Annotated in this window: 19 protein-coding genes; 9 read left to right on the forward strand and 10 right to left on the reverse strand. The window is 63.8% G+C overall.

What is annotated here, in order from left to right; translation table 11 throughout:
- Positions 1 to 6: 6 nt before the first annotated feature.
- On the reverse strand, positions 7 to 285 hold the full coding sequence (locus AWB74_RS07115) for a cupredoxin domain-containing protein (RefSeq protein WP_235024513.1): 279 nt from the start codon (positions 283 to 285) through the stop codon (positions 7 to 9).
- A 28-nt stretch (positions 286 to 313) separates the two neighbouring features.
- Entirely contained in the window at positions 314 to 847 is a 534-nt protein-coding gene (locus tag AWB74_RS07120) for a DUF4142 domain-containing protein (protein WP_061146075.1), read from the reverse strand.
- A gap of 142 nt (positions 848 to 989) precedes the next feature.
- Here AWB74_RS07120 and AWB74_RS07125 point away from each other — a divergent pair, with 142 nt between their 5' ends.
- A complete protein-coding gene (locus tag AWB74_RS07125; RefSeq protein ID WP_061146076.1) occupies positions 990 to 3,731 on the forward strand; it encodes an MGH1-like glycoside hydrolase domain-containing protein in 2,742 nt (913 codons plus the stop codon).
- A gap of 68 nt (positions 3,732 to 3,799) precedes the next feature.
- Positions 3,800 to 4,246 (forward strand): universal stress protein, encoded by a 447-nt coding sequence (locus AWB74_RS07130; RefSeq protein WP_061146077.1) that lies wholly within the window; start codon positions 3,800 to 3,802, stop codon positions 4,244 to 4,246.
- Between the two features lie 5 nt (positions 4,247 to 4,251).
- Here the strand turns inward: AWB74_RS07130 and AWB74_RS07135 are convergent, their stop codons facing one another.
- The 8 genes from AWB74_RS07135 to AWB74_RS07170 all read right to left on the reverse strand — a co-directional run bounded on the left by AWB74_RS07135 (position 4,252) and on the right by AWB74_RS07170 (position 14,068).
- On the reverse strand, positions 4,252 to 5,709 hold the full coding sequence (locus tag AWB74_RS07135) for an NAD-dependent succinate-semialdehyde dehydrogenase (RefSeq protein ID WP_061146181.1): 1,458 nt from the start codon (positions 5,707 to 5,709) through the stop codon (positions 4,252 to 4,254).
- Between the two features lie 164 nt (positions 5,710 to 5,873).
- On the reverse strand, positions 5,874 to 7,535 hold the full coding sequence (locus tag AWB74_RS07140) for a cation acetate symporter (protein WP_061146078.1): 1,662 nt from the start codon (positions 7,533 to 7,535) through the stop codon (positions 5,874 to 5,876).
- Positions 7,532 to 7,837, reverse strand: a complete 306-nt coding sequence (locus AWB74_RS07145; protein WP_061146182.1) for a DUF485 domain-containing protein — start codon at positions 7,835 to 7,837, stop codon at positions 7,532 to 7,534. Before AWB74_RS07145 ends, AWB74_RS07140 begins: the two co-directional genes overlap by 4 nt.
- 223 nt (positions 7,838 to 8,060) lie before the next feature.
- The gene (eutC, locus tag AWB74_RS07150) at positions 8,061 to 8,861 is read right to left on the reverse strand and encodes an ethanolamine ammonia-lyase subunit EutC (RefSeq protein WP_407642408.1); all 801 of its coding nucleotides are present in this window, start codon (positions 8,859 to 8,861) and stop codon (positions 8,061 to 8,063) included.
- Entirely contained in the window at positions 8,828 to 10,210 is a 1,383-nt protein-coding gene (locus AWB74_RS07155; protein ID WP_061146080.1) for an ethanolamine ammonia-lyase subunit EutB, read from the reverse strand. The genes eutC and AWB74_RS07155 overlap by 34 nt, the downstream gene beginning before the upstream one ends.
- Positions 10,207 to 11,358: a branched-chain amino acid ABC transporter substrate-binding protein gene (locus AWB74_RS07160; protein ID WP_061146183.1), complete on the reverse strand. Its 1,152-nt coding sequence runs from the start codon at positions 11,356 to 11,358 to the stop codon at positions 10,207 to 10,209. Before AWB74_RS07160 ends, AWB74_RS07155 begins: the two co-directional genes overlap by 4 nt.
- Positions 11,359 to 11,369: 11 nt before the next feature.
- Entirely contained in the window at positions 11,370 to 12,602 is a 1,233-nt protein-coding gene (locus AWB74_RS07165; protein ID WP_061146081.1) for an NAD(P)/FAD-dependent oxidoreductase, read from the reverse strand.
- Between the two features lie 14 nt (positions 12,603 to 12,616).
- Positions 12,617 to 14,068, reverse strand: a complete 1,452-nt coding sequence (locus AWB74_RS07170; protein ID WP_061146082.1) for an amino acid permease — start codon at positions 14,066 to 14,068, stop codon at positions 12,617 to 12,619.
- Between the two features lie 280 nt (positions 14,069 to 14,348).
- Here AWB74_RS07170 and AWB74_RS07175 point away from each other — a divergent pair, with 280 nt between their 5' ends.
- The 7 genes from AWB74_RS07175 (at position 14,349) to AWB74_RS07205 (ending at position 25,667) form a co-directional block, all read left to right on the forward strand.
- Positions 14,349 to 15,758: an aminotransferase-like domain-containing protein gene (locus tag AWB74_RS07175; protein WP_061146083.1), complete on the forward strand. Its 1,410-nt coding sequence runs from the start codon at positions 14,349 to 14,351 to the stop codon at positions 15,756 to 15,758.
- Positions 15,759 to 16,208: 450 nt separating this feature from the next.
- Complete coding sequence (locus AWB74_RS07180) at positions 16,209 to 17,453, forward strand: efflux RND transporter periplasmic adaptor subunit (protein ID WP_087038876.1); 1,245 nt, start codon at positions 16,209 to 16,211, stop codon at positions 17,451 to 17,453.
- Between the two features lie 44 nt (positions 17,454 to 17,497).
- Positions 17,498 to 20,725 (forward strand): efflux RND transporter permease subunit, encoded by a 3,228-nt coding sequence (locus AWB74_RS07185; RefSeq protein ID WP_061146084.1) that lies wholly within the window; start codon positions 17,498 to 17,500, stop codon positions 20,723 to 20,725.
- A 1-nt stretch (position 20,726) separates the two neighbouring features.
- A complete protein-coding gene (locus tag AWB74_RS07190) occupies positions 20,727 to 22,190 on the forward strand; it encodes an efflux transporter outer membrane subunit (protein ID WP_061146085.1) in 1,464 nt (487 codons plus the stop codon).
- On the forward strand, positions 22,187 to 23,494 hold the full coding sequence (locus AWB74_RS07195; protein ID WP_061146086.1) for a paraquat-inducible protein A: 1,308 nt from the start codon (positions 22,187 to 22,189) through the stop codon (positions 23,492 to 23,494). Before AWB74_RS07190 ends, AWB74_RS07195 begins: the two co-directional genes overlap by 4 nt.
- Positions 23,491 to 25,092 carry a PqiB family protein gene (locus tag AWB74_RS07200; protein ID WP_061146087.1) on the forward strand — a complete coding sequence of 534 codons (1,602 nt, stop codon included), beginning with the start codon at positions 23,491 to 23,493 and terminating at the stop codon, positions 25,090 to 25,092. The genes AWB74_RS07195 and AWB74_RS07200 overlap by 4 nt, the downstream gene beginning before the upstream one ends.
- The gene (locus AWB74_RS07205; RefSeq protein WP_061146088.1) at positions 25,092 to 25,667 is read left to right on the forward strand and encodes a PqiC family protein; all 576 of its coding nucleotides are present in this window, start codon (positions 25,092 to 25,094) and stop codon (positions 25,665 to 25,667) included. Before AWB74_RS07200 ends, AWB74_RS07205 begins: the two co-directional genes overlap by 1 nt.
- Positions 25,668 to 25,760 lie beyond the last annotated feature (93 nt).

Consider the following 25,760-nt stretch of genomic DNA (forward strand, 5'->3'; position numbering starts at 1 on the left):
GATGCATCATCGAACGTTCAGGATCGCGTGCATCGTCGGATGCAGCGTGCACGAATACGCATAGCTTCCCGCATCGCGCGCGACGAAACTCCACGACGCATCGGGCGCGATGTCATGCGAATCGAAGGCTTTCTTGTCGGCGGTCGCGGTATGGGGAAACAGATCCTTGTTGACCCATACGACACGATCGCCGCGCGCAATCGTCAACGCGGGCGGCTCGAAGCGCATCTGTTCGATCACGACGACGAACGTCGCCGCCATCGCTTCCGACGACAACGCGAGCATGCCCGCGAAAGCAAAGAGCCAGCGCGCATCACGCACCGCTCTTTCCCAGTTCCGCCTGCACATGCCGCGCATGTTCGAGATGCGCGACGAACGCGGGCCGCACCTTCACCAGCAACGCCTTCAGCTCTTCGTTCTTCGCGCTGGGAATCAGCGTCTTGTCGAGCGCATCGAGCACGCTTTCATGATAGGCGACCTCATGATCGATATACGACTTGTCGAAGCTGCCGCCCGAAAGCGTCTTCAGCTTCGAGAGATTCGCCTCGCCGCCCTGCTTGAGGCTTTGTGCCGTCGGGTTGTCTTCGGGCGTCACGTTGAGCTTCTTCACGAGATCGGTTGCCGCCTTGTTGACGCCGCGATGGTCGGTGACCATCTGCTGCGCGAACGCTTTCACATCCTTCGATTTCGTCTTCGATTCGGCGAGCTTGCCCGCATCGATATCGACCTGATTCGCCGTCACGACGATGGCCGCGATCTGCGGATCGGTCGGGCCTGCATTCTGTGCGTAAGGCGCGACGCTCGCGAGGGCGAGCGCCACGGCGCATGCGATATGAACCAGCTTCATGGGAATCTCCCGGCATCGGTTGCGGATACCGGCTTGGATGTCATGACTAAAATCGGCGTTCCCGAATCGATGCAATGGCGCTTATCATCGGAAAAACCGCGCATCGAACGTAATGGATGGTCATCCCCGGACCGGAGGTCGCATGCCACCGCTACGCGCAATCCATCTGCTGCAAACGAAAGAAGGCGCCCGCCTGCACGGGGCCGAGCTCGACCATTGGCGACGCTGGGGCCCGTATCTGAGCGAACGTCAATGGGGCACGGTCCGCGAGGATTACAGCGAATACGGCACCGCCTGGGACTATTTTCCGCACGACCATGCGCGTAGCCGCATGTATCGCTGGGGTGAGGACGGCATCGCCGGGTTCGGCAACGATCCGCTCGACTGGTGTGTGTCGCTCGCGCTGTGGAACGGGCGCGATCCGATCATCAAGGAACGGCTCTTCGGGCTGACGAACGAGCAAGGCAATCACGGCGAGGACGTGAAGGAACTGTACTTCTATCTCGACGGCACGCCGACGCATTCGTACATGAAGATGCTGTACAAGTACCCCCACGATGCGTATCCGTATCAGCAGCTCATCGACGAGAACAGGCGGCGCGGCCCCGAGCTGCCGGAGTATGAAGTGCTCGACACCGGCGTGTTCGACGAAAACCGCTACTTCGATGTCTGCGTCGAGTATGCGAAGCACACGCCGGACGACATCGTGATGCGGGTCACCGTCGAAAATCGCGCGGATCAAAGCGCGACGCTCGATGTGCTGCCGCAGCTTTGGGCGCGCAACCGATGGAGCTGGTCGAGCAAGTGGGGAAAGCCATCGCTGACGCTGGAGCAGGATGCGCGGGAAGGCGCGCGCGTCATTGCGCACAATCCGTCGTCCGGCACCCTGATTGTCACGGCCGCGGCGCAGTCGCCCATCGAATGGCTCTTCTGCGAAAACGAAACGAACGTTCGTCGTATCTTCGGTATGGAAGGCGCGGGACCGTTCAAGGACGGCTTCAACGACTTTCTCGTCGAAGGCGACGAACAGGCGATCCGTCGCGATCGCGGCACGCGTAGCGCGGCACGTGTGCGCCTGGAGCTCGCGCCTCATGAGCGATCGGTGATGTTTTTGCGCTGGCGTCCCGCATCGGTGTCGAACGATCCGCCGCTCGACATGGAACAGCTCGTCGCGCGTCGCGCAGCGGAGGCCGACGAGTTCTATGCGACGCTGCAACACGATATCGCCGATGAAGATGCGCGCCTCGTGCAACGCCAGGCGCTCGCCGGCATGTTATGGACGAAGCAGTATTACCAGTTCGACGTCACCCGCTGGCACGACGGCGATCCGGGCCAGCCCACGCCGCCGAAAGGCCGCCGCCACGGACGCAACGCGGACTGGCGCCACATGTGCAATGGCGACATCGTGTCGATGCCGGACAAATGGGAATACCCGTGGTACGCGTCGTGGGACCTCGCGTTTCATGCGGTGGCGTTCGCGACCATCGATCCCGACTTCGCGAAGAAGCAGTTGATGTTGCTCGTCAAAGAGCGCTATATGCACCCGAACGGCCAATTGCCCGCGTATGAATGGGCATTCGGCGACGCCAACCCGCCCGTGCACGCATGGGCGACATGGCGCGTGTACGAGCTCGATCGCGAGATGACGGGCATCGGCGATCACGCGTTCCTAGAAGTGATGTTCCACAAGCTGCTGCTCAATTTCGCGTGGTGGGTCAACCGCAAGGACGCCGACGACCGCAACATCTTTCAGGGCGGCTTTCTCGGGCTCGACAACATCGGCATTTTCGATCGCTCGCAGCCGCTGCCCACGGGCGGGCGCATCGATCAGGCCGACGGCACCGCATGGATGGCCTCGTATGCGCTCGATCTCATGCAGATCGGCCTCGAGCTCGCGATGACGAACGAATCGTATGTCGAGATCGCGGTGAAGTTCTTCGAGCACTTTCTGTATATCGCCGAAGCGGTCAGTTGCGGTGAGGGCTGCAATACAGGCCTTTGGGACAAGCAAGACGAGTTCTTCTATGACTCGCTGCATCTTCCGAACGGCAAGCGCGTGCCCATGCGCATTCGTTCGATCGTCGGGCTGATTCCGCTCTTTGCCGTTCACGTGCTCGAAGAGCGCGTCTATGGCGATCTGCCCGGACTGCGCGAACGGCTCGCGTGGTTTCTGGATCATCGTCCGAATCTGGCAAAGCTCGTATCGCGCTGGACCGAGCCCGGCAAGGGCAACACGACCTTGCTGTCGCTGTTGCGCGGACATCGGATGAAAGCGCTGTTGCGCCGCACGCTCGATCAGAGCGAATTCCTGTCCGACTATGGCGTGCGGGCGTTGTCCCGCGTGCATTGCGGCACGCCCTATGTGTTCGATCACGAAGGCGTGCACGTCCGTATCCGCTACTTGCCGGCGGAATCCGACTCGCGCGTGTTCGGCGGCAATTCGAACTGGCGCGGACCGATATGGATGCCCGTGAATTACTTGCTGATCGAATCGCTTTACGAGTTTCATCGCTACTACGGCGATGAGTTTCGCGTCGAGCATCCGACGGGATCGGGCACATCGCTTTGCCTGAGCGAGATCGCCGACGATCTGTCACGGCGCATCACCACGCTCTTCACGAAAGATGCGCAGGGCAAGCGCCCTGTCATGGCCGCGTATCCGCAATTGCAAGCGGACCCGCGCTCGCAGGATCTCATCCTCTTTCACGAGTATTTTCATGGCGACAACGGGCGCGGCGTCGGCGCTTCGCATCAGACGGGATGGAGCGGGCTCGTTGCGCTGCTGCTGCAACCGCGGTTGATGAAGTTATCGCACGTGGGGCCGGAAGCGCCTGTCATGGCCGTGCGCCTGGACGAGGAAGCCGTGGCCGCGATGGGCCGTTAGCTCGCCTATACTGGGATTGTCAGTTCGCGTGTTTCTCTCTTGTCCGCATAGGACCGGAGGACGTCATCATGTTCAGGCATCTGCTCGTTCCGACAGACGGCTCCGCGCTATCCGAAGCGGCGGTACGCATGGCGGTCACACTGGCCAAGGAAAACGGCGCGCGTATCACCGGTCTTTATATGGTGCGGCCGTTTCATATGACCGTTTATAGCGCCGAAATGGTGGGCGCGCCTCAGGATGATTTGCAGTCGGTCGACAGGGCGCACGCCGAGCAGTATCTCGAGGGCTTGCGGTCGATCGCCGCCGAGGCCGGTGTGGAATGCGATACGGAAGCGCCCACCGGCACGCATCCATACGAGGCGATTCTGGATGCCGCGAAGGCGCGGCACTGCGATCTCATCGTGATGGCGTCACATGGACATGGCGGGATTCGCGGGCTTTTGCTCGGAAGCGAGACGCAGAAGGTGTTGACGCATAGTCATTTGCCGATTCTGGTGGTGCGGCCGCCGGAGTGAAGCCCCTACCCCTCCAGATTCCCGAAACAAACATACTTCGCTTCCAGATACTCCTCGACGCCCGACGACGCTCCTTCTCTTCCCATCCCCGATTCCTTGATCCCGCCGAACGGCGCAACCTCGTTGAACACGAGGCTGTCGTTCACGCCGACGACGCCGCATTCCAGCGCCTCCATCACCCTGAACGCGCGGCTGATGTCCGCCGTGTAGAAGTAGGCGGCAAGCCCGGTGCGCGTGTCGTTCGCGAGCGTGATGACGTCGTCCTCGTCCCTGAACTGGAGCACGCTGGCAATCGGACCGAGCACTTCGTCGCCGCATACGCTCATCGACGGATCGACGCCCGTCAGCACCGTCGGCCTGTAAAAGCGCGATCCGGGCGCGACGCGCGAGCCGCCGGCCGCAACCGTCGCGCCGCGTCTCACCGCTTCATCGACGAGACTTTCGACGTTCGCTACCGCCGCCTCGCTGATGAGCGGCCCGATCTGCGCGCCCTCGTCCAGCCCGTCGCTCACCCTCAGCAACGCGACGCGCGAGACGAGTTTCGCGACGAAACTTTCATACACGTCCTCATGCACGAAGAAACGGTTCGCACACATCGCGGCCTGCCCCGAGTGACGAAACCGCGCATCGAGCGCGCCCTTGACGGCGAGGTCGATGTCCGCATCGCCGAACACGATGAAAGGACAGTTCGCGCCCAGTTCGAGCGACATCTTCTTGACGGTTGGCGCGCACAAGCTCATCAGCCGCTTGCCTTCGTCGATGGAGCCGGTGAACGACACCTTCCTTACATCGGGACTCGCGAGCAGCGTGCTCCGGACCGGCTCGCCTTCGCCCGTCAGCACGGAGAGCACGCCGCGCGGCAAGCCGGCATTCTCGCCGAGCACGCACAACGCGAGCGCCGAAAAGGGCGTCCGCGGATCGGGATGATGAACGACCGTGCAGCCCGCCGCGAGCGCCGCGCCGACCCGCCGCGCGACCATCGACGATGGAAAGGTCCATGACGTGATCGCGCCGCACACGCCTATCGGCTGATGCAGCACACGGATGCGCTGATTACGGCGCGGCGCGGGAATGTTATCGCCGTAGATGCGTCGCGCCTCTTCCGCGAACCAGTCGAGATAGTTCGCGGCCTGCGTGATCTCGGAACGCGCTTCGTGCAGCGGCTTGCCTTGCTCGCTGCAAAGGATGATGGCGAGATCGTCGCGATGATGTTCGACGAGACGTCCCCACTCGCGCAGCACCGAAGCGCGCTCGCGGCTGCTCCAGCTGCGCCAGTCCTGCAAGGCCGCATTCGCGCATTCGATCGCTTCGGTTACCTGTTCCGGCGTGACTTGCGGCACGCTGCCGAGGGTCTCGCCCGTCGAAGGATTCGTGACGGGCACGCGCGGCAGTGACGTGTTGTCGGCCCACGCGCCGCCGATATATGCCGATTGCTCGAAAAGACTCGGGCACTGCAGTTTCATGGCTCGCTCCATGCATTGACGCTTCGTGCATTCCGGTTGCATCGAGCTTAACGCATTTTTTCGGCCATTCGATAACGCAGGACTTCGCTGTCGTATCAGTGCTGCGGCATGTCGCCTTGGCGATGGTCCGGCGGCGCCGCGAGCGCAGCGCCGCCACCTTCATATCAATGGCTCGCGCCCTCCACCGCGCCGATGCCCGTTTCGGAGCGCACCGTCTGCGCCTCGAAGCCGGCCTTGTCGATGCGCGCACGCGCCGATTTGTCGGTCACCGAGAAGAGCCAGATGCCGAGGAAGCCGATGGCCATCGAGAACAGCGCGGGCGACGCATACGGGAACGGCGCGCTCGCATAGTGGAACACGTCGACCCATACGGCCTTCGACAGCACCGTCATCACGACCGCCGAAAGCAGGCCGAGGAAACCGCCGACCGCGGCGCCGCGCGTCGTGCAGCCGCGCCACAGGACGGACATGAAGAGCACCGGGAAATTGGCCGACGCGGCCACCGCGAAAGCAAGCGACACCATGAACGCGATGTTCTGCTTCTCGAACACGATGCCGAGCACGACCGCGACGATGCCAAGCACGATCGTCGTCATGCGCGACACCTTCAGCTCGCTCTTGCTCGACGCCTTGCCCTTCTTGAACACGGTCGCATACAGATCGTGCGACACCGCCGATGCGCCCGCGAGCGTGAGACCCGCGACCACCGCGAGAATCGTGGCGAACGCAACCGCCGAGATGAAGCCGAGGAACACGTTGCCGCCGACCGCGCTCGCGAGATGCACCGCCGCCATGTTCGTGCCGCCGAGCAGCTTGCCGCCCGCGTCCTTGAAGACCGGATTGGTGCTCACCAGCACGATCGCGCCGAAGCCGATGATGAACGTGAGAATGTAGAAGTAGCCGATCCACGTCGTCGCCCAGAACACCGACTTGCGCGCTTCCTTCGCATTCGGCACCGTGAAAAAGCGCATCAGGATGTGCGGCAGGCCAGCCGTGCCGAACATCAGCGCGATGCCGAACGAGATCGCCGAGATCGGGTCCTTGATGAAGTTGCCCGGACCCATGATCGACGCCTTCTTCTCGTGCACGTCGACGGCCTTCGCAAAGAGCGCCTCCGGGCTGAAGTGGAACTGCCACAGCACCATGAACGCCATGAACGAGGCGCCCGCGAGCAGCAGGCACGCCTTGATGATCTGCACCCATGTGGTCGCGGTCATGCCGCCGAAGAGCACGTACACCATCATCAGCGCGCCGACGATCACCACCGCGATCCAGTATTCGAGGCCGAACAGGAGCTTGATGAGCTGTCCCGCGCCGACCATCTGCGCGATCAGATAGAACGCCACGACGACGAGCGTGCCCGACGCCGCAAACGCGCGGATCGGCGTCTGTTTGAAGCGGTACGCGGCGACATCGGCGAAAGTGAAGCGGCCGAGATTGCGCAGGCGCTCCGCCATCAGGAACGTGATGATCGGCCAGCCGACCAGAAAGCCGATCGAATAGATCAGGCCGTCGTAGCCGTTGCTATAGACTGCCGCGGAAATGCCGAGAAACGAGGCGGCCGACATGAAGTCGCCCGCGATCGCAAGACCGTTCTGAAAGCCGGTGATGCCGCCGCCCGCCGTATAGAACTCCGCGGCCGAGCGGGTCTTCTTTGCGGCCCATTTGGTGATGAAGAGCGTCGCGATCACGAACGCGATGAACATGCAGATCGCTGTCCAGTTGGTCGCCTGCTTGACGGCCTGACCGAGATCGCCGCCTGCTGCAAAAGAACTGGCGGAGGCCGCGAAAAGCGCGCCCGCCGCGAGATAACGATGCGCCTTCATGCGGCCTCCCGCTTGATCTTGTCGGTGAGTTCGTCGTACGTGCTGTTCGCGTGCCGCACGTAGAGCCCGGTGATGACGACCGTGAAGACGATCACGAAGAGGCCGATCGGCATGCCCCAGGTCATCACGCCCGAACCCATTTTCGCGGCGAGCAGATCCTTGTCGAATGCAATCAGCAGCACGTAGCCGTAGTACACGATCAATACGAGCGCCGTCAGTGTCCAGCCGAGCTTCGAGCGCTTGCGCACGAGTTCGCCATACGTGGCGCTCGACTTGATTTTTTCCACGATCCTGAGATCCATTTCCGTCTCCTGCATGAAGGTCTTTTCTCTGCGTGCGAAGGCGCCCGTTCGCGCAGTGCGCAAACGTCCGGCGATCCAAAGAATGAAGGAAGTCCCCTGGGCGGGGACATCATGCGATGCTGTCGCGCATACGATGCGCTGGAGACTAAGGTAAGAGCGTCCGCTTACCCGTTTCTTACGTGATGCGTTTTATTGGGGCGGGGTTTACGCGGAGCATCGAAGCCTATTCGTTCGGTAGCCGGTCGGTCGTTCGCTGCGCGATGGCCATCGCGCTGTCGTCTTTGAGGCCGACGCCGGTCAGCTTGCGCACGCGCGCTTCGTTCAGCAGATAAGCCAGCTTGAACGCGGCCGCGTCGTAAGCGAGTCCTTCCGGCCGCACGTTGGATATGCAGTTGCGCTGGGCATCGCTGCGGCCTTGTATGGGATCGTAGGTGACATACACGCCGAGACTAGCAGGCGAGCTGAGGCCCGGCCTTTCGCCGATCAGCACCGCGACCATGCGCGCCTTCAGTATCGCGCCGATGTCATCGCCGAGCGCGACGCGCGCTTGCGTCGCCACGACGACGGGGCCGATGCGCCATCCGTCGAGCCGTGTGACCGTCCTTTCGATGAGCGGCAGCGCATGTGTTGCTGCTGCATTCGAAGACAAACCATCGGCGATGACGAATACGAGGTCCGCGCCCTTCGCCTGCGCTTCGAGACGCGTCGCGCTTTCCTCGCTCAATCTGCGGCCGAGATCGGGACGCCGCAAATAGACATCGCGCGCGTTCGCCGCGCTGTGCACTGCGACGCTCGCATATCCCTTCGAGGTCAACTCGCCTCCCAACGCATCGACATCCAACGGCCGATGAACCGCATCGCGCGCCTGCGCATGTGCGAGCGTGAACGCAAGCAGCGGTCCGGTCGGCACGCTGCTGCCCGCCCGTCCGAGCGCGATGCGCGCATCGGTGAAGCGGCGCAGCGCTTCCCATCGATTCGGGTTCACGCTCATCACGCCCTCATCCAGTCGATGAGCGCGGGCCATTGCGCCTGCTCCTGAAGCATGCCTCGCGCATTCGTGATCTGAATGGCGCGCAACCATGCTTCAAACTCCGGCGCGCGCTTCAGGCCGAGCACTTCGCGCACATATAGTGCGTCATGAAACGACGTGCTCTGATAGTTCAGCATCACATCATCGGCGCCGGGCACGCCCATGATGAAGTTGACGTTCGCCGTGCCGAGCAAAGTCAGCAGGTTGTCCATGTCGTCCTGATCGGCTTCGGCGTGATTCGTGTAGCAGACGTCGCAACCCATCGGCACGCCGAGCAGCTTCGCGCAGAAATGATCTTCGAGCCCGGCGCGAATGATCTGCTTGCCGTCGTAGAGATATTCCGGGCCGATGAAGCCCACCACCGTATTCACGAGGAACGGCTCGAACTTGCGCGCGACCGCATAGGCGCGCGCCTCGCAGGTCTGCTGATCGACACCGTGATGCGCATTCGCCGACAACGCGCTGCCCTGCCCCGTTTCGAAGTACATGAGGTTGTCGCCGATGATGGTCCCGCGCTTCAGCGACAGACCCGCGTCATAGGCTTCCTGCAACAGCGCAAGCGATATGCCGAACGACGCGTTTGCTTTCTCCGTGCCCGCGATCGACTGAAACACGAGATCGACGGGCGCGCCTTGCTCCATCGCCGCGAGCGTGTTCGTCACGTGCGTGAGCACGCAGGTTTGCGTCGGCACGTCGTAGCGCTCGCGAAACGCGTCCATCATCGCGAGCAGCTTTCCGATGGCCTGTGGCGAGTCCGATGCGGGATTGATGCCGATCATCGCATCGCCGCAGCCGTACATCAGGCCATCGATCATCGATGCGGCGATGCCCTGCACATCGTCCGTCGGATGATTCGGCTGCAAGCGCACCGACATATGTCCCGGCAAGCCCACAGTGTTTCGAAAGCGCGTGACGACCGGGCGTTTCTTCGCGGCAAGGATGAGATCCTGATTGCGCATCAGCTTCGATACGGCCGCGACCATCTCGGGCGTCAAGCCTTTCGATACCGCGACGAGCGCCGCCGTATCGGTCGAATCCGCGAGCAGCCACTCGCGGAACTCGCCGACCGTGAGATGCGACACGGCGGCGAATGCGTCCTTCGAATGCTCGTCGATGATGAGGCGCGTGACTTCATCGTCTTCATACGGGATCAGCGCGTCTTCTAGAAACGCGCGAAGCGGCACGGCAGCCAGCGCCATTTTCGCCACCGCGCGCTCCTCTTCGGTCGCGGCGGCGACGCCCGCGAGTTCGTCGCCCGAGCGCCTCGGGCTTGCCTTCGCAAGCAGCGTTTTCAGATCGTCGAAGCGATACGTGCGAACGCCGATGCTTTCCGTGTAACTCATACGCCGCTTCCGCCCACCGTTCTCAGGCTCTTCCATTGCCCCTGCTCGACCTGAAAGAGCGTATAAGGCGGCTTGATCAGATCGCCGTACGGATCGAACGATATCTTGCCCGTCACGCCCGTCACGTCGACCTTCGCGAGCGCCTCGACGATCTTGCCGCGATCGAGCGAGTTCGCGTCGTGGATCGCCTTGATCATCGCGAGCGTGGCATCGTAGGCGAATGGCGCATACAGTTCGACATCCTGATTGAATCGCGCCTTGTAGCGCTTGCCGAACTCCTGCGCGGAAGGCAGCTTGTCGAGCGCGGGGCCGGGTTCGAGATCCTGCGTGCCGTTGCCCGACGTACCCGCGATCTTCAGGAACGCATTGCTCTTCAATGCGCCCGCGCCGAAGAGTTGCGTCGTCATGCCGAGCGAACGCATCTGCTTGACGAGCATCGCGCCTTGTTCATCGAGGCCGCCGAAAAAGAGCAGATCGACATTCTGGCTTTTCATCGTCGTGAGGATCGCGCGGAAATCCACGGCCTTGTCGTTCGTGTATTCACGCGCGACGACCTTGCCGTTCGCCTCCTTCACGCCTTTCTCGAACGCATCGGCGAGACCTTGCCCGAAGGCCGTGCGATCGTCGATGATGCCGATTCGCTTCGGCTTCATCTGATCGACGACGAAGCGCCCCGCGACCACGCCGCCCACACCGTCATGGCCCATCGTGCGGAACACGTTCTTGAAGCCCTGCTTCGTGAGTTGCGGATTCGTCGAGCCGGGCGTGATCATCGCGACATTCGCCTGGTGATACACGGCGGAGGCCGGAATGCTGCATCCCGAGTTGTAATGCCCGATCACGCCGACGACGCCGCTATCCACCGCTTTCTGCGCGACCTGGATCGCCGTGCGCGGGTCGGCCTGATCGTCGTAGACCTCGAGTTCGAACTTGACGGGCTTGCCGCCCACGGTCGGATGCTTCGCGTTTTCTTCGTCGATGGCGAGTTGCGCGCCGTACTGCAAGTCCTTGCCAACGCGTGCGACCGGCCCCGTCAACGGTCCGACGAATGCGATCTTGACGACTTCCGGATCGGCAGCCCACGACATCGGCACGTACGCGGCAAGCACGGCTGCGGTGATGCCAGAAAGAATGATGCGGCGGTTCATGTTGATGCTCCTCATTGAAAACGCGACGCGCGATAACTCGCGAGATCGAGCGGCGGTGCGCGCCGCGCGATTAGATCGGCCACGATGCGCCCGCTCACGCCCGCGAGCGTCAAACCAAGATGCTGATGCCCGAATGCGTAGATCACCCGCTCGCTCGCCTTCGATGCACCGATCACCGGCACGCCATCGGGCAGCGTGGGGCGAAAGCCGAGCCATTCGCGATCGGGTGCGCCGAGCGCGGGCAACGCGCGCTTCGACGACACCGTGACGAGATCGAGCAGCGCGCGATTGCGCTCTTCAGTGAAGCCCGCGAGCTCGACCGTGCCCGCGACGCGAATGCCGTCGCTCATCGGCGTCATGTAGAAACCGCGTTCCGCCCAGCCGCACGGCCGCGATATCAGGTTCGATGCCGACGCATAGCGCACGTGATAGCCGCGTTCGGTATCGAGCGGAACATCGTCGCCGCATTGATGCGCGAACTCGCGCGAACGCGCGCCGGTTGCCAGCACCACATGATCGAAGCGACGCGCATCGCCGTTCGTGCGTAGAGACACGCCTTGCGCGCCGGGTTCGATTGCATCGACTTTCATGCGTTCGAGCTTCGCGCCACGCGCCGCCAGCCGTTCGTATAACGCCTGAAGAAAGCCCGCCGGATCGCTGAAATGCCAGCTATCGCGAAACAGCACGCCACGCTCGAAGATCGGCGCGAGCTGCGGCTCCAGTTCGCGGATCGCGCCGCTGTCGAGCACATCGAAGCCGACGCCGAGTCTCTCGCGCAGTGCGAGCGAATCGCGCGATGCATCGAACGAAGCGGCGTTCGAATAGAGATACAGACACTCGCGCGGCCTGATGAAGCTTTGCAATCCGTCATCGGAGAAGAGCGGCGCATAACCTTCCTGCGCACGCGATAACAGCGCGGCCAAAGCCTTCGCGCTCGCTTCGTAGTTCGCGCGCCGCGAGCTCATCAGAAAGCGCGCGAGCCACGGCGCGAGGTGCGGCAGATAGCGCCAGCGCAGTCTGAACGGACTGTCGCTGGATAGCAGAAAGCGCGGGATATCGCGGAATACGGACGGATTGTTCACCGGCACGCATCCATAAGGCGCGAACGTGCCCGCATTGCCGAACGACGCGCCCTGCGCCACACCCGAAGGATCGAACAGCGTGACGGCATGACCGTCGCGCATGAGCCAGGCCGCGCTCGCCATGCCGATGAAGCCCGCGCCGATGATCGCCACATTCGACATCAGTCATGCCCCTTTCATGCAAGCCGGTTTTCGTCCGACAGAAAGCCCGTCGCCACTTCGTCGGCTCCGTCCGCTTCCTTCCGATGATGACGCTTCGCCGCGAAACCATACGCCGCCGACGCCACCGCGAGGCTCGCGAGACTCGCCATCAGTTGCGGACGCAGTTCGTGGTCCGCGCCCATCGCCGCGAGCACGCCGACGATCGCGATGACGACCGCATACGACAGCCACGGAAAGAGCCACATCTTCAGCGTGAGGCGCTCGGGCGACTGCTTCTCGATACGTCGGCGGATGCGGATCTGCGCCAGCGCCGTCGCGAGATAGACGAACAGCATCACCGCGCCCGATGCGTTCACGAGGAACAGAAACACACCCTGCGGCGACACGATCGCCGCGATGATCGCCACGTAGCCGACCACGCTCGACAGCAGCACGGCAAGACGCGGCACGTGTTGCGGCGTGAGCCTGAGCAGCGACTTCGGCGCATCGCCGCGTTCGGCGAGACGGAACAGGATGCGCGACGACACATACAGCCCCGAGTTCAGCGCGGACAGCACGGCGACGAGCACGATCGCGTTCATGATGTCGGCGGCGTAGGGAATGCGCATCGTCTCCAGCGCGGCGACGAACGGCGAATGGCCCGTCACGATGCTGCCCCACGGCACGATGCACGCGATCAGGAACAGCGAGCCGACGTAGAACGTGATGACGCGCAGGATCACCGAGCGCGTCATCGCGGCGACGCTCTTCGCCGGATCGTCGGATTCGGCGGCGGCGATGGTCGCGATTTCCGCGCCGCCGACTGCGAAGATCACCGTCGGCACGGCGGCGAACACGGACATCGTCCCGAACGGCAGGAAGCCGCGATCGCCGGCGAGATGCGTGAGCGCGCTGGCCGTGTGCCCGAAGCCGAGCAGATAGCCCGCGCCGATCGCGATGAAGACGATGATCGCCGCCACTTTGATCGACGCGAACCAGAATTCGAACTCGCCGTACGACTTGACCGAAAGCAGGTTGATCGCGGTCATCACGGAGAGCAGCACGAGGCCGATGACCCACACCGGCGCGGGTATCCAGCGTTGCAATATCGCCGCGCCCGCGACCGCCTCCACCGCGACGACGATCACCCAGAAATACCAGTAGAGCCAGCCGCTCGTGAAGCCGGCCCAGTTGCCGAGGCCGATGCGCGCGTATTCGGTGAACGAGCCGACGCCCGGCACCGCGAGCGCCATTTCGCCGAGCATGCGCATGACCATCAGCACGACGATGCCGGCGACGAGATACGACACGCACGCCGCCGGACCGACGCTCGCGAGCGTCGCGCTGCTGCCGACGAACAGGCCCGCGCCGATGATGCCGCCGAGCGCGATCATCGTGACGTGACGCTGGCGCAGCGCGGAGCCGAGCTTCGGCGGGCTGCCGGACGGAGTCGATTGAGCCGGTTGAGTGGATCGGGGCAAGGACATCGGGGAAGTCTCCTGCGAACAAAGATCGGATGAATCGGAAGCACGGCCGAGGCAAAAATCAGACGCACACCAGACAAACTCTGAATCTAGAATCACACAATATTTTTTTGTGTGCAATTAAAAGTGCTGTTGTGTGGTGTCCGGATTTTCCCTGATCTAACGCCGGCGCGCGTCTTGCATCGTCCACACAAACCTTGCACGAAGCCGACTCTGGGTTAAAATCGGGCGAACTTCCGCACAAATCGCGGACAAAGCATGCTTTGTATGGAGACAGAGTTTCATGGCTTCTGACAAGGATCAGACGCTGGCCGCGAACGGTGACGCCGACGGCGCGACGAAGCGATCGACGTATATCGAGGTGTCCAGCTCCATCGAAAAGGAGATTCGCAGCGGCATTTATCCGCCCGGCAGCCGTCTGCCCCCGCAGCGGCAACTGGCGAGCGAACTGGGCATCAACGTGTCGACGGTGTCGCGTGCGTACAAGGAGCTGCAGTTGCGCGGCCTCGTGATCGGCAGCAAGCGGCGCGGTTCGCTCGTGACCGGCGGCGCGATGCCGAGCGTCGAGACGCCGCCCGCGAGCACGGGCAGCAACGTCATCGATCTGACCGTGAACCGGCCTGCCACCGGCGAATATCTCAAGTGCCTTGCGCGCACGATGGCCGAGCTGCCGCGCGATCCGCGCTTTTCGCAAATGCAGGAATATCAGCCGCCGCAAGGACCGTCGTGGGCGCGCGCGGCGGGTGCGCGCTGGATGAGCGCGCCGGGCTTCGCGCCGACCGCCGATCAGGTCGTCGTCACGAGCGGCGCGCAGCACGGGCTGTATGCGGTGCTCAACAGCCTGATCGGCACGGATGGCGTGATCCTCGCGGACCAGCTCACGTATTACGGGCTGAAGGCGCTCGCGCCCGTATTCCAGTTCGAGATCGTGGGCATTCCGAGCGATCGCGACGGCCTGCTCGTCGACGAGATCGAGCGCGTGTGCAAACGGGTGCCCGTGAAGGCGATTTTCACGGTGCCGAATCTGCAGAATCCCACGGTCACGACGATGAGCCTCGAGCGGCGCATGGCGCTCGTCGCGATCGCGCGCCGGCATGGCGTGGCGATCATCGAGGACGATGTGTACGGCCCGCTCGTCGCGCAACGTCTGCCAACGATCGCGAGCCTTTGTCCCGAGCTCACGTTCCATATCGCGGCGACTTCGAAGATCCTCGCGCCCGGCTTGCGGCTCGGTTATCTGTCGAGCCCGCAGGACACGGCCGCGCTTTGTGCGGAGGCCGTGCGCACGACGGCATGGATGCCCGCGCCGCTATCGATGCTGATCGCGGCCGTCTGGATGGAAGACGGCACCGCGCAGCACATCATGAATGCGCAGCAGGCGGAAATTCGCGCGCGCCACGATCTCGCGCGTGAGCTGTTGCCGCAGGAGTTTTTGCAGTCCGATCCCGCCTGCATGTTCGTATGGCTGAAGCTGCCACTGCCGTGGCGCGCCGACGATTTCGCGGCGAACGCGAAGGCGCGCGGCGTGGTGGTGATGCCGTCGTCGGCGTTTGCCGTGGACAGATCGGAGATCGAGCATGGCGTGCGCATCAATCTCGCGTGCGCGGAGAGCCGCGATCAGCTCGTCAGCGGCTTGAGGATGCTGGCGGGCACGCTGAAGGATCGGCCGCGGGCCTTGTTCGGGCATTTGTGATGTGGACGGCTGATCGCCTCGCAACGATCAGCCATTCATGACGCATCCGGAACCCTCCACATTCCCGTTCATCGTTTCATGAATCGATACGATGAATCGGCGCACTGATAAGCCATCCATACCTTCGCGGCCGTTCAGCAATTGCTGCGCATTCCGTCCCGGCGTTCAGTAGAAATGGCATTAAACGCTATGGCGTTTTCAGCCGAGTTCGGCTATTAGTAGTTTCGTCACGCACGCCACGTCGAAGCGACTGCGAAGCATGAGCAGCTCTCTCGTTAGAAATCGACCGTCAAAACCGGAGGCAGCTACGACACATCACAAGCATCAGGCTCGCGCTCCTCGCGCTCGTTGACATAGTCGAAGTCCTGTCCCGCGCGAGCATGTCGTGGCGAGGCGCCCTGCACGCGCGCTCGCTCTTCAACGATCGGCCATCCCAAGAGGGAGGCGCCTATGGCGTTCGTGTCGGAACAGATGCTGGACTGCTGCTCGTTCGCTCATCCGTCGCGCTCGATGCGCGCACTGCGTTTCATCGCAGCCGCCGCGATCGCGTCGCTCTCGCTCGCGGCGTGCAAGAAGCCGCCGCCCGAAGCGGCCAAACCGCCGGTCGATGTCACCGTCGTGACCGTCGCCGCGCAATCCACGCCCGTCGATTTCGAATTCACCGCGCAGACACAAAGCTCGCGCGAAGTGGAAATCCGCGCGCGCGTCGACGGTTTCCTTGAAAAGCGCATGTACACCGAGGGCTCGCTCGTTTCAGCGGGCCAGGTCATGTTCATCATGGACAAGCGCCCGTTCGAAGCCGCGCTGCAAACGGCCAAAGGTTCGCTCGCGCAGCAGCAGGCGCGGCTCCTCGTCACGCAGCAGAATCTCGCGCGCGTGAAGCCGCTCGCCGCGATGAACGCGTTGAGCAAGAAGGATCTCGATGACGCCGTCGGCAACGAAAAAAGCGCCGAGGCCGCCGTCATCGCCGCGAAAGGCGAAGTGCAGACCGCCGAGCTGAATCTCAGCTACACGACGATCCGTTCGCCGCTGAAGGGGCTGTCGAGCTTTGCGCGCGTTCAGGAAGGCAGTTACGTGACGCCGACGCAATCGGGCCTGCTCACCTACGTCTATCAACTCGACCCGATGTGGGTGAACTTCAGCATCTCGGAGAACGAGCTGCTGACCTACCGCGAGCAGATCAAGAAAGGCCAGTTGAAGTTTCCGCCCGACAACAAGTTCGACGTGACCGTCATCCAGGCCGATGGCTCCGTCTATCCGCAGACGGGCCGTATCGACTTCACGAATCCCGCATTCAGCACGGAGACCGGCACGTTCCTCGTGCGCGCGGTGTTCGCGAATCCGCAGGGCACGCTGCGCCCCGGCCAGTTCGTGAAAGCGCGCGTCGCGGGCGCGATCCGGCCCAACGCGATTCTCCTGCCGCAGCGCGCCGTGCTGCAGGGCGCGAAGAGCCATTTCGTCTGGGTGCTGGATCAGGAGTCGAAGCCGCATCAGCGCGTCATCGAAGTGGGCGAATGGCACGGCGACAACTGGTTCATCACGAGCGGGCTGAAGGCGGGCGAACGCGTGGTCGTCGATGGCGCGATCCGCGTCGGCGCGGATTCGAATGTCCGTGTCGTCGATAAACCCGCATCGGGCGCGCAGGAGGCGTCGCTCGGCGAGGCGAAGAACGCAAGCGGCGGGACCGAAAAGTGAGCTGATCCAACGAGCATCGGCATAAAGTCGCGCGGAAGAGGCCAATGAACATTTCACATTTCTGCATCGACCGTCCGATTTTCGCCTCGGTCATCTCGATCATCATCACGCTGGGCGGCGCGCTGACAATGCTCGCGCTGCCCACCGCCCAATACCCCGACATCACGCCGCCGCAGATCACCATCTCCGCGACCTATCCCGGCGCGAGCGCGGATGTCGTCGCGAACAACGTGGCCGCGCCGATCGAGCAGCAGGTCAACGGCGCGGACAACATGATCTACATGAGCTCGTCGAGTTCGTCGACGGGCAATCTCACGATCAACGCGTACTTCGAGATCGGCACGAATCCGGAGCTCGCGCAAGTCGACGTGCAGAACCGCGTGAACCTCGCGCTGCCGCAACTGCCGCAGTCGGTGACGGCGCAGGGCGTGCAGGTGCAGAAGAAATCGCAGGCGTTCATGATGGTGATCGCCATCTATTCGCCCGACGAACGCTACGACGCGACCTACATCGCGAACTACGCGAACGTGTATGTCCTCGACGCGCTCAAGCGCATTCCCGGCGCGAACCAGTCGGCGATCTTCGGCACGCCCGATTACGCGATGCGCATCTGGCTCAAGCCGGACCGCATGGCACAGCTCGGCGTCACGGCCTCCGACGTGCAGCGCGCCGTCGCCAACCAGAACCAGCAGTTCGCGGTCGGCCGTCTCGGGCAGTCGCCGACGGGCGCGGCCGTCGAACAATCGTTCGCGGTGACGACGACGGGCCGGCTCACGGAGCCGTCGGAGTTCGAGAACATCATCATCCGCGCGCAGTCGGGCGGCGCCGCGATCGTGCGTCTGCGCGACGTCGGGCGCGCGCAGCTCGGCCAGAAGGATTATTCGATCCGCAGCCGCTTCCAAGGCAAATCGGCGACGGTGATCGCGGTGTATCAGCAGCCTGGCGCGAACGCGCTCGACGTGTCGAAGCAGGTGCGCGCGACGCTCGCCGAGATGAAAAAGACCTTCCCGCAAGGCATCGACTACCAGATCGCGATGGACACGACGGAGTTCACGCGCGCGTCGATCTCCGACGTGGTGCACACGTTCTTCGAAGCGGTCGTGCTGGTGGTGATCGTCGTGTTCGTGTTCCTGCAAAGCCTGCGCGCAACGCTGATTCCGGTGATCGCGGTGCCGGTGTCGATCGTCGGCACGTTCATGGGCATGGAAGCGCTCGGCTTCTCCATCAACATGCTGACGCTGTTCGGCATGGTCCTCGCGATCGGGATTGTCGTGGACGATGCGATCGTCGTGATCGAAAACGTCGAGCGCAACATGAACGTGTTCAAGCTCGACCCGAAAACCGCCGCCAAGAAAGCGATGGACGAAGTGGCCGGCCCGGTCGTCGCCATCGTGCTCGTGCTGTGCGCGGTGTTCGTGCCGGTGGCGTTCCTCGGTGGCATCACCGGGCAGATGTACAAGCAGTTCGCCATCACCATTGCGATATCGGTGGTGATTTCGGGCATCGTCGCGCTGACCTTGTCGCCCGCGCTGGCCGCGCTGCTGCTGAAACCGGGACATCACGAGAAAAAAGGCTTTTTCCGCTGGTTCGACAACGGGTTCGCGCGCATGACGCGCGGCTACACGAGCATGGTGCGGCTCATCATCAAGCGCTTCGTGATCGCGCTGCTGCTTTTCGTCGGCATGATCGCGCTCGCCGTCGTGATGATGAAGGACATACCCACCGCGTTCCTGCCGCCGGAAGATCAGGGCTATCTGCTCGGCGCGGTCATCATGCCCGATGCCGCGTCGCTCGACCGCACGGGCGCAGTGTCCGACCGCGTCACCGAATACTTCATGAAGCAGCCGGCCGTGGGCAGCATCACGACCATCGACGGCTTCAGCCTTCTCGACAGCCAGAACAAGAACAATTCGTCGACCTTCTTCGTGGGCTTCAAGAGTTTCGACGAACGCTATAAATCGGCGAATATCCGCACGCAGAACGCGCGCGCGGTGCTCATCGACGCTTACAAGACGCTGTCGCAGATCAGGCAGGGCATCGTCATTCCGCTGAATCCGCCGTCGATTCCGGGCCTCGGCACGACCGGCGGCACCGAAATGTGGATTCAGAGCAAGGGCGATGCGACCATCGGGCAGTTCGCGGCGATCGTCGACGATTTCGTCGCCAAGGCGAAGGCGCGGCCGGAGCTGACGGGCGTCACGTCGACGTTCAATGCGTCGTCGCAGCAACTGCTCGCCAATGTCGACCGCGACAAGGCCGAAACGCTCGGCGTGCCCGTCGAGGACGTCTACAGCGCGATGCAGACGATGTTCGGCTCGCTGTACGTGTCGCAGTTCAACCGGTCGAGCCGGCTGTGGCAGGTCATTCTCCAGGCGGAGCCCGAATACCGGCTGAAGCCGACCGACCTCACGCAGATCTTCGTGAAAAGCAACACCGGCCAGATGGTGCCGCTCAAGGCTGTGGTCGACACGCGCTACGTCACCGGGCCCGATCTCATCACGCGTTTCAACAACTTCCCGGCGGTGAAGATCACGGCGAACGCCGCGCCGGGCTATGCGTCGGGCGAGGTCATCGGCGCGCTGCAAGATATCGCGAGAGGCTTGCCGACGGATTACGGCATCGGGTGGAGCGGCGAGGCTTACGAGGCGCTGAAGTCGGGCAGCTCGTCGGCGCTGGTGTTCGTTTTCGGCCTGATCATGGTCTTCCTGATCCTCGCCGCGCAATACGAAAAATGGAGTCTGCCGTTCGGCGTGCTGATGGCGGTGCCGTTCGCGATCTTCGGCGCGCTGCTCGCGATCCTGCTGCGCGGCCTCAACAACGACGTGTACTTCCAGATCGGCTTGACGATGCTCGTTGCGCTCGCCGCGAAAAACGCGATTCTCATCTTCGAGTTCGCCGTGCTGAACCGCGAACAGGGCAAGTCCGTGTTCGACGCGACGATGACCGCCGCCGAAGAACGCCTGCGCCCGATCGTAATGACGTCCCTCGCGTTCATTCTCGGCTGCGTGCCGCTCGCGATCGCGACGGGCGCGTCGGCCAACAGCCGGCATTCGATCGGCACGGGCGTGATCGGCGGGATGCTCGGCGCGACGGTCATCGCCGTGTTCTTCATCCCGATGTTCTTCTGGGGTCTCGAAACGATGTCCTCGCGCAAGAAGAAGAACGAGAAGGTCGAAGCGGGCGGCGAGACGCACGCAGTCGACGCGCCGCCTCCGCCCGCATCGGGAAGCGGCCCGAACGCCACGCCGTCCGCTCCGGACAAAGGACACTGACATGCGGCGCGCCCGGCTCATTCACACTTTCGCGGGCATGGCCGCCACGCTGTCGCTCGGCGGCTGCCTGCTCGGCCCGAACTATTCGCGGCAGCCGGTCGAGACGCCGGCGACGTATCGCTTCGCCGTGGCCGATGTCGCCGATACCGCCAACACCGAATGGTGGAAGCAGTTCCAGGACCCGGTGCTCGACGAGCTGATCGCCACCGCCCTCGCGAACAACAAGGACGTGAAGATCGCGGCGGCGCGCGTCGAGCAGTTCATGGGCCAGTTCGTGACGACGCGTTCCGCGCTCTTTCCGCAGATCTCGGCGGGCGCGCAGGCGGCGCGTCAGCGCACGCCGCAGGTGCTGTCGAACGGCTTCGGGCCGGTCTACAACAGCGTCGAGCTGTCCGTCTCGGCGGCGTGGGAAATCGATGTCTTCGGCCGCAACCGGCGCCTCACCGAGGCCGCGCGCGCGAACCTGCTGTCGAGCGAGGAAGGACGGCGCGCGACGGTGCTGTCGCTGGTGGCGTCGGTGGCGTCGTCGTATCTGAATCTGCTCAGCCTCGACAAGCAGCTCGATATCGCCAAGGCGACGACCGAGAGCCGCGCCGAATCGGTGCATGTGTTCACGCTGCGCTTCGAAGGCGGCGAAGTCTCGCAGATGGAGCTTGCGCAAAGCCAGTCCGAATACGAAGCCTCCCTCGCGACGATTCCGCAGCTCGAAACGCAGCTCGCGCAGCAGGAAGACGCGCTGTCGATCCTGCTCGGCGCGAATCCGGGGCCGATCGTGCGCGGCCGACCGCTCGGCCAGCTCGCGACGCCCGTGATTCCGGCGGGCCTGCCTTCCGATCTGCTGGAGCGCCGGCCCGATCTGTTGCAGGCGGAACAGGATCTGGTCGCGGCGAACGCGCTGATCGGCGCCGCGCGGGCGCTCTACTTCCCGCAGATTTCACTGACGGGCCTGTTCGGCACCGCGAGCACGGCGTTCTCGTCGCTGTTCACGGGACCGGCGCGCGTGTGGTCGTTCGCGGGCCAGGTCACGCAGCCGATCTTCACGGCGGGCAACATTTCCGGTCAGGTGCAGTCGGCCGAAGCGCAACAGCAGCAGGCGCTGCTCACGTATCAGAAGGCGATACAGGTCGCGTTCCAGGAAGTCGACGATGCGCTCATCGCGTCGCAAAAGCTGCACGAGCAACTCGAGACGCAGGGCCGCCAGGTCGTCGCCCTCTCCACGTATTCGCGCATGGCGCGGGCGCGCTACGAAGGCGGCTACACGAGCTATATCGAAGTGCTCGACGCCGAGCGCAGCCTCTTCAACGCGCAACTTTCGCAGACGCAGACGCAGGCTGCCGCGCTCGCTTCCTTCGTCACGCTGTACAAGGTGATGGGCGGCGGCTGGGTCGTCACCGCCGACAAGATGACGACGCAAACGAGCGACGCCGCGAAGACCGCGCAGCCACCCCCGCAGGCGGTGCAATGAACACGCCGGCACCGAGAGCGGGCGAATCCCAGGCGGGCGAACGCGAGGCGCGCGCGCTGATCGCGTGTCACGAATGCGATCTGATGCAGCGCGAAAGCGACGTGCCGCCCGGCGGGGCGCTGCGCTGCTGCCGGTGCCATGCCGTCCTCTACCGGCGGCGCTCGCGCGGCTTCGACCGCGCGCTCGCCTTTGCACTCGCGGCCTGCGCGCTGTGGGTGATCTCGAACGCGTTTCCGATCGTCGGCCTCGCGGTCAACGGCGATGTCGTCGAGACGACGCTCATCGGCGCGGTGCGCGTGCTGTATCGCGACGGCATGTGGCCGCTCGCAGCGCTCATCTTCATCACGACGATCCTGATGCCCGCGCTCCAGGCGCTCGGCATGGTGTGGCTGCTCCTGCCGCTGCGGCTGAACCGCACGCCGTGGCGCGCCGACGCGGTGTTCCGCGTGTTGCGCGTCGCGCGCAACTGGGGCATGACCGAAGTGCTGATGCTCGGCCTGCTCGTGGCGGTCGTGAAGCTCGCGCATATCGCGTCGGTGGTGACGGGGCCGGCGCTGTGGTCGCTCGCCGCGCTGATGCTGCTGCTCGTCGCGGCGACCTCCGCCTTCGACGAGCGCGCGATGTGGATGCGCATCGAGAAAGCGCCGCCCGGCATGCCCGCCGACACCCCGCTTGCCGGGCCCACGGCGGCGGAGAGCGGCATCTGCGTGTGCCACGACTGCGGCCTGAGCACGCGCGGCATCGCGGAGGATGGCCATCTGCACTGCCCGCGCTGCGGCGCGCGCCTGCATCTGCGCAAGCCCGCGAGCCTGTCGCGCACGTGGGCGTATCTGATTTCGGCGGCGATTCTCTACGTCCCGGCGAACCTGTTGCCCGTGATGAACACGAGCTCGCTCTTCGGCGCGCAGAAGGACACGATCATGAGCGGCGTCGCGTACCTGTGGCATTCGGGTTCGTGGCCGCTCGCGATCATCGTGTTCATCGCGAGCATTGCCGTGCCGATGCTCAAGATCCTCGCGATCGGCTATCTCGCCGCCACCACGAATCTGCACATGACGCAGCAGAGCACGCAGCGCACGCGCATCTACCGCATCGTCGAGCTGGTGGGACGCTGGTCGATGCTCGATATCTACGTGATCGCCGTGCTCGTCGCGCTCGTGCAGTTCAGCGCGATGGCGACGATCGAAGCCGGGCCCGCATCGATCGCATTCGGGGCCGTCGTCGTGCTGACGATGTTCGCGGCGATGTCCTTCGATCCGCGCCTCATCTGGGATGCGCCGACACCTCGAGAAGGATCGCGATGAGCACGCCCGAAAACACGCCCGACGCCGAAGTCGTGCCGAAGAAGCGCTGGCGCATTCCGTGGGTCTGGGTCGTGCCGGCCATCGCGGTGGCGGTCGGCATCTGGCTCGCGGTGCAGGCCGTGCTTTCGGCGGGACCGACCGTCACCATCAGCTTCAAGTCCGGCGAAGGGCTCGAAGCGGGCAAGACGAAGATCAAGTTCAAGGACGTCGATATCGGTCTCGTGAAGACCGTGGCGCTCTCGAAGGATTACAAGCGCGTGATCGCGACGGCGGAGCTGACGCGCGACGCGACCAACATGCTCGTCGACGACACGCGCTTCTGGGTCGTGCGCCCGCGCGTGGCGGGCGGCTCGGTGTCGGGCATCAGCACGCTGCTGTCGGGCGCGTATATCGGCATGGATATCGGCCGCACGAAAGAGACGCGGCGCGATTATGTCGGGCTCGAAACGCCGCCGGTCTTCGCGAGCGACGTGCCCGGCCGCCAGTTCGTGCTGAAGGCGGTCGATCTCGGTTCCGTCGATGTCGGCACGCCGGTCTATTTCCGCCGCCTGCAGGTGGGCCAGGTGACGTCGTTCGAACTCGACAAGGACGGCAGCGGCGTGACGCTGCACGTCTTCGTCAACGCGCCCTACGACCGCTACGTGAACGCCGATTCGCGCTTCTGGCAGGCGGGCGGCATCGACGTGACGCTCGGCACCGACGGGCTCAAGGTCAACACGCAATCGCTCGTGTCGATCCTGATCGGCGGGCTCGCGTTCGAGACGCCTGCGGTGTCGCTCAGCTGGGCCGAGGCGCCGTCCGACACGACCTTCAAGCTGTTCCCGACGCGCGCCGAAGCGCTGCGCGTGCAGGAGCGCATCGTCGAAACGTACATGTTCAACTTCCAGGGCTCGGTGCGCGGGCTGGCGGTCGGCGCGCCGGTCGAGTTTCGCGGCATCCAGATCGGCGAAGTATCGGCGATCTATACGCGCTTCGATCCGGTCACCAGGAAAATCAGCATTCCCGTCGAGATCAAGCTTTATCCGGAGCGCTTCACGTCGCGCTTCGCGAGCGAGCCGAAGGGCGGGCGCATGGTGAGAGATCCGAAGGCGCTCGCGGACTTTCTGGTCTCGCGCGGCTTGCGCGGGCAATTGCGCACGGGCAGCCTGCTGACGGGGCAGCTCTACGTGTCGCTCGATTTCTTCCCCAACGCGAAGAAGGCGAGCATGGACTGGACCAGCACGCCGCCCGAAATGCCGACGACGCCGAGCGGTCTCGACTCGTTGCAGGATTCGGTCAACCGCATCATGACGCGCATCGACAAGCTGCCGATCGAGGAGCTGACCGCGAGCGCGCGGCAGACGCTCAACAGCACGACCGCGCTGATGCAGGGTCTCAACACGCAAGTCGTGCCGCAAGCCGCGACGACGCTTGCCGCCGCGCGCGCCGCGCTCGATGCCGCGCATTCGACGCTGATGCCGGATTCGGGCTTGCAGCAGGACACGGCCGAAGCGATCCGTGAACTGACGCGCACCGCCGTATCGTTCCGCAGTCTCGCGGATTATCTGCAGCAGCATCCGGAAGCGTTGCTGCGCGGCAAGCCGGAGGACAAGAAGTGATGCGGCCCGCTCTCGTTCTCTTTCTCTTCGTGTTGCTCGCCGGATGCGCGTCGCCGCGCGCGAGCTTCTATCGGTTGAGCGTCGATCCGACGCTCACCGCGACGACCGCGCGCCCGAGCACGCGGCTCGTGATCGTCGGGCCGGTGACGGTGCCCGATCTCGTCGATCGGCCGCAGATCGTCACGCGCAACACGAACAACGAAGTGTCGCTCAATGAATACGCGCGCTGGGGCGAGCCGCTCAAGAGCAGCATCGCGGATGCGATCGCTGCGGATCTTTCCATCTTGCTCGGCTCCGATCGCGTGGCGCCCGCATCGCGCGCGATCGCCGATCCGGACGCGTGGCGCGTGCGCGTCGATATCCAGCAGTTCGAATCCGTTCCCGGCGATGCGGTGGTGATCGATGCGTTATGGACCGTGCGACGGTTTGGTGACGAGAACGTGATAAGCGGGCGATCGAAGGTGCGCGAGTCGGTCGGCGGGGCCGACTATGATGCGCTCGTTGCTGCGCATAGTCGTGCGCTTGCGGGCGTGAGCAAGGAGATCGCGGCGGCGATGGGGCGTGGGGGGTTTTAGCCGTTATCGCTCTTTCGAATGACGGCCTGCATGCTCTTGTTTTGCACTCTTTATCATTCTGTTGACCACTGCCGATTGACAATCGTCGCGGCC

Source organism: Caballeronia arvi (assembly GCF_001544695.2).
GTDB lineage: Bacteria > Pseudomonadota > Gammaproteobacteria > Burkholderiales > Burkholderiaceae > Caballeronia > Caballeronia arvi.

Bases quoted from the DNA above. Each gene is read 5' to 3' on its own strand.
- AWB74_RS07115 (WP_235024513.1), bottom strand. From the start codon at position 285: ATGCTCGCGTTGTCGTCGGAAGCGATGGCGGCGACGTTCGTCGTCGTG.
- AWB74_RS07120 (WP_061146075.1), bottom strand. From the start codon at position 847: ATGAAGCTGGTTCATATCGCATGCGCCGTGGCGCTCGCCCTCGCGAGC.
- AWB74_RS07125 (WP_061146076.1), top strand. From the start codon at position 990: ATGCCACCGCTACGCGCAATCCATCTGCTGCAAACGAAAGAAGGCGCC.
- AWB74_RS07130 (WP_061146077.1), top strand. From the start codon at position 3,800: ATGTTCAGGCATCTGCTCGTTCCGACAGACGGCTCCGCGCTATCCGAA.
- AWB74_RS07135 (WP_061146181.1), bottom strand. From the start codon at position 5,709: ATGAAACTGCAGTGCCCGAGTCTTTTCGAGCAATCGGCATATATCGGC.
- AWB74_RS07140 (WP_061146078.1), bottom strand. From the start codon at position 7,535: ATGAAGGCGCATCGTTATCTCGCGGCGGGCGCGCTTTTCGCGGCCTCC.
- AWB74_RS07145 (WP_061146182.1), bottom strand. From the start codon at position 7,837: ATGGATCTCAGGATCGTGGAAAAAATCAAGTCGAGCGCCACGTATGGC.
- eutC (WP_407642408.1), bottom strand. From the start codon at position 8,861: ATGGCCCGCGCTCATCGACTGGATGAGGGCGTGATGAGCGTGAACCCG.
- AWB74_RS07155 (WP_061146080.1), bottom strand. From the start codon at position 10,210: ATGAGTTACACGGAAAGCATCGGCGTTCGCACGTATCGCTTCGACGAT.
- AWB74_RS07160 (WP_061146183.1), bottom strand. From the start codon at position 11,358: ATGAACCGCCGCATCATTCTTTCTGGCATCACCGCAGCCGTGCTTGCC.
- AWB74_RS07165 (WP_061146081.1), bottom strand. From the start codon at position 12,602: ATGTCGAATGTGGCGATCATCGGCGCGGGCTTCATCGGCATGGCGAGC.
- AWB74_RS07170 (WP_061146082.1), bottom strand. From the start codon at position 14,068: ATGTCCTTGCCCCGATCCACTCAACCGGCTCAATCGACTCCGTCCGGC.
- AWB74_RS07175 (WP_061146083.1), top strand. From the start codon at position 14,349: ATGGCTTCTGACAAGGATCAGACGCTGGCCGCGAACGGTGACGCCGAC.
- AWB74_RS07180 (WP_087038876.1), top strand. From the start codon at position 16,209: ATGGCGTTCGTGTCGGAACAGATGCTGGACTGCTGCTCGTTCGCTCAT.
- AWB74_RS07185 (WP_061146084.1), top strand. From the start codon at position 17,498: ATGAACATTTCACATTTCTGCATCGACCGTCCGATTTTCGCCTCGGTC.
- AWB74_RS07190 (WP_061146085.1), top strand. From the start codon at position 20,727: ATGCGGCGCGCCCGGCTCATTCACACTTTCGCGGGCATGGCCGCCACG.
- AWB74_RS07195 (WP_061146086.1), top strand. From the start codon at position 22,187: ATGAACACGCCGGCACCGAGAGCGGGCGAATCCCAGGCGGGCGAACGC.
- AWB74_RS07200 (WP_061146087.1), top strand. From the start codon at position 23,491: ATGAGCACGCCCGAAAACACGCCCGACGCCGAAGTCGTGCCGAAGAAG.
- AWB74_RS07205 (WP_061146088.1), top strand. From the start codon at position 25,092: ATGCGGCCCGCTCTCGTTCTCTTTCTCTTCGTGTTGCTCGCCGGATGC.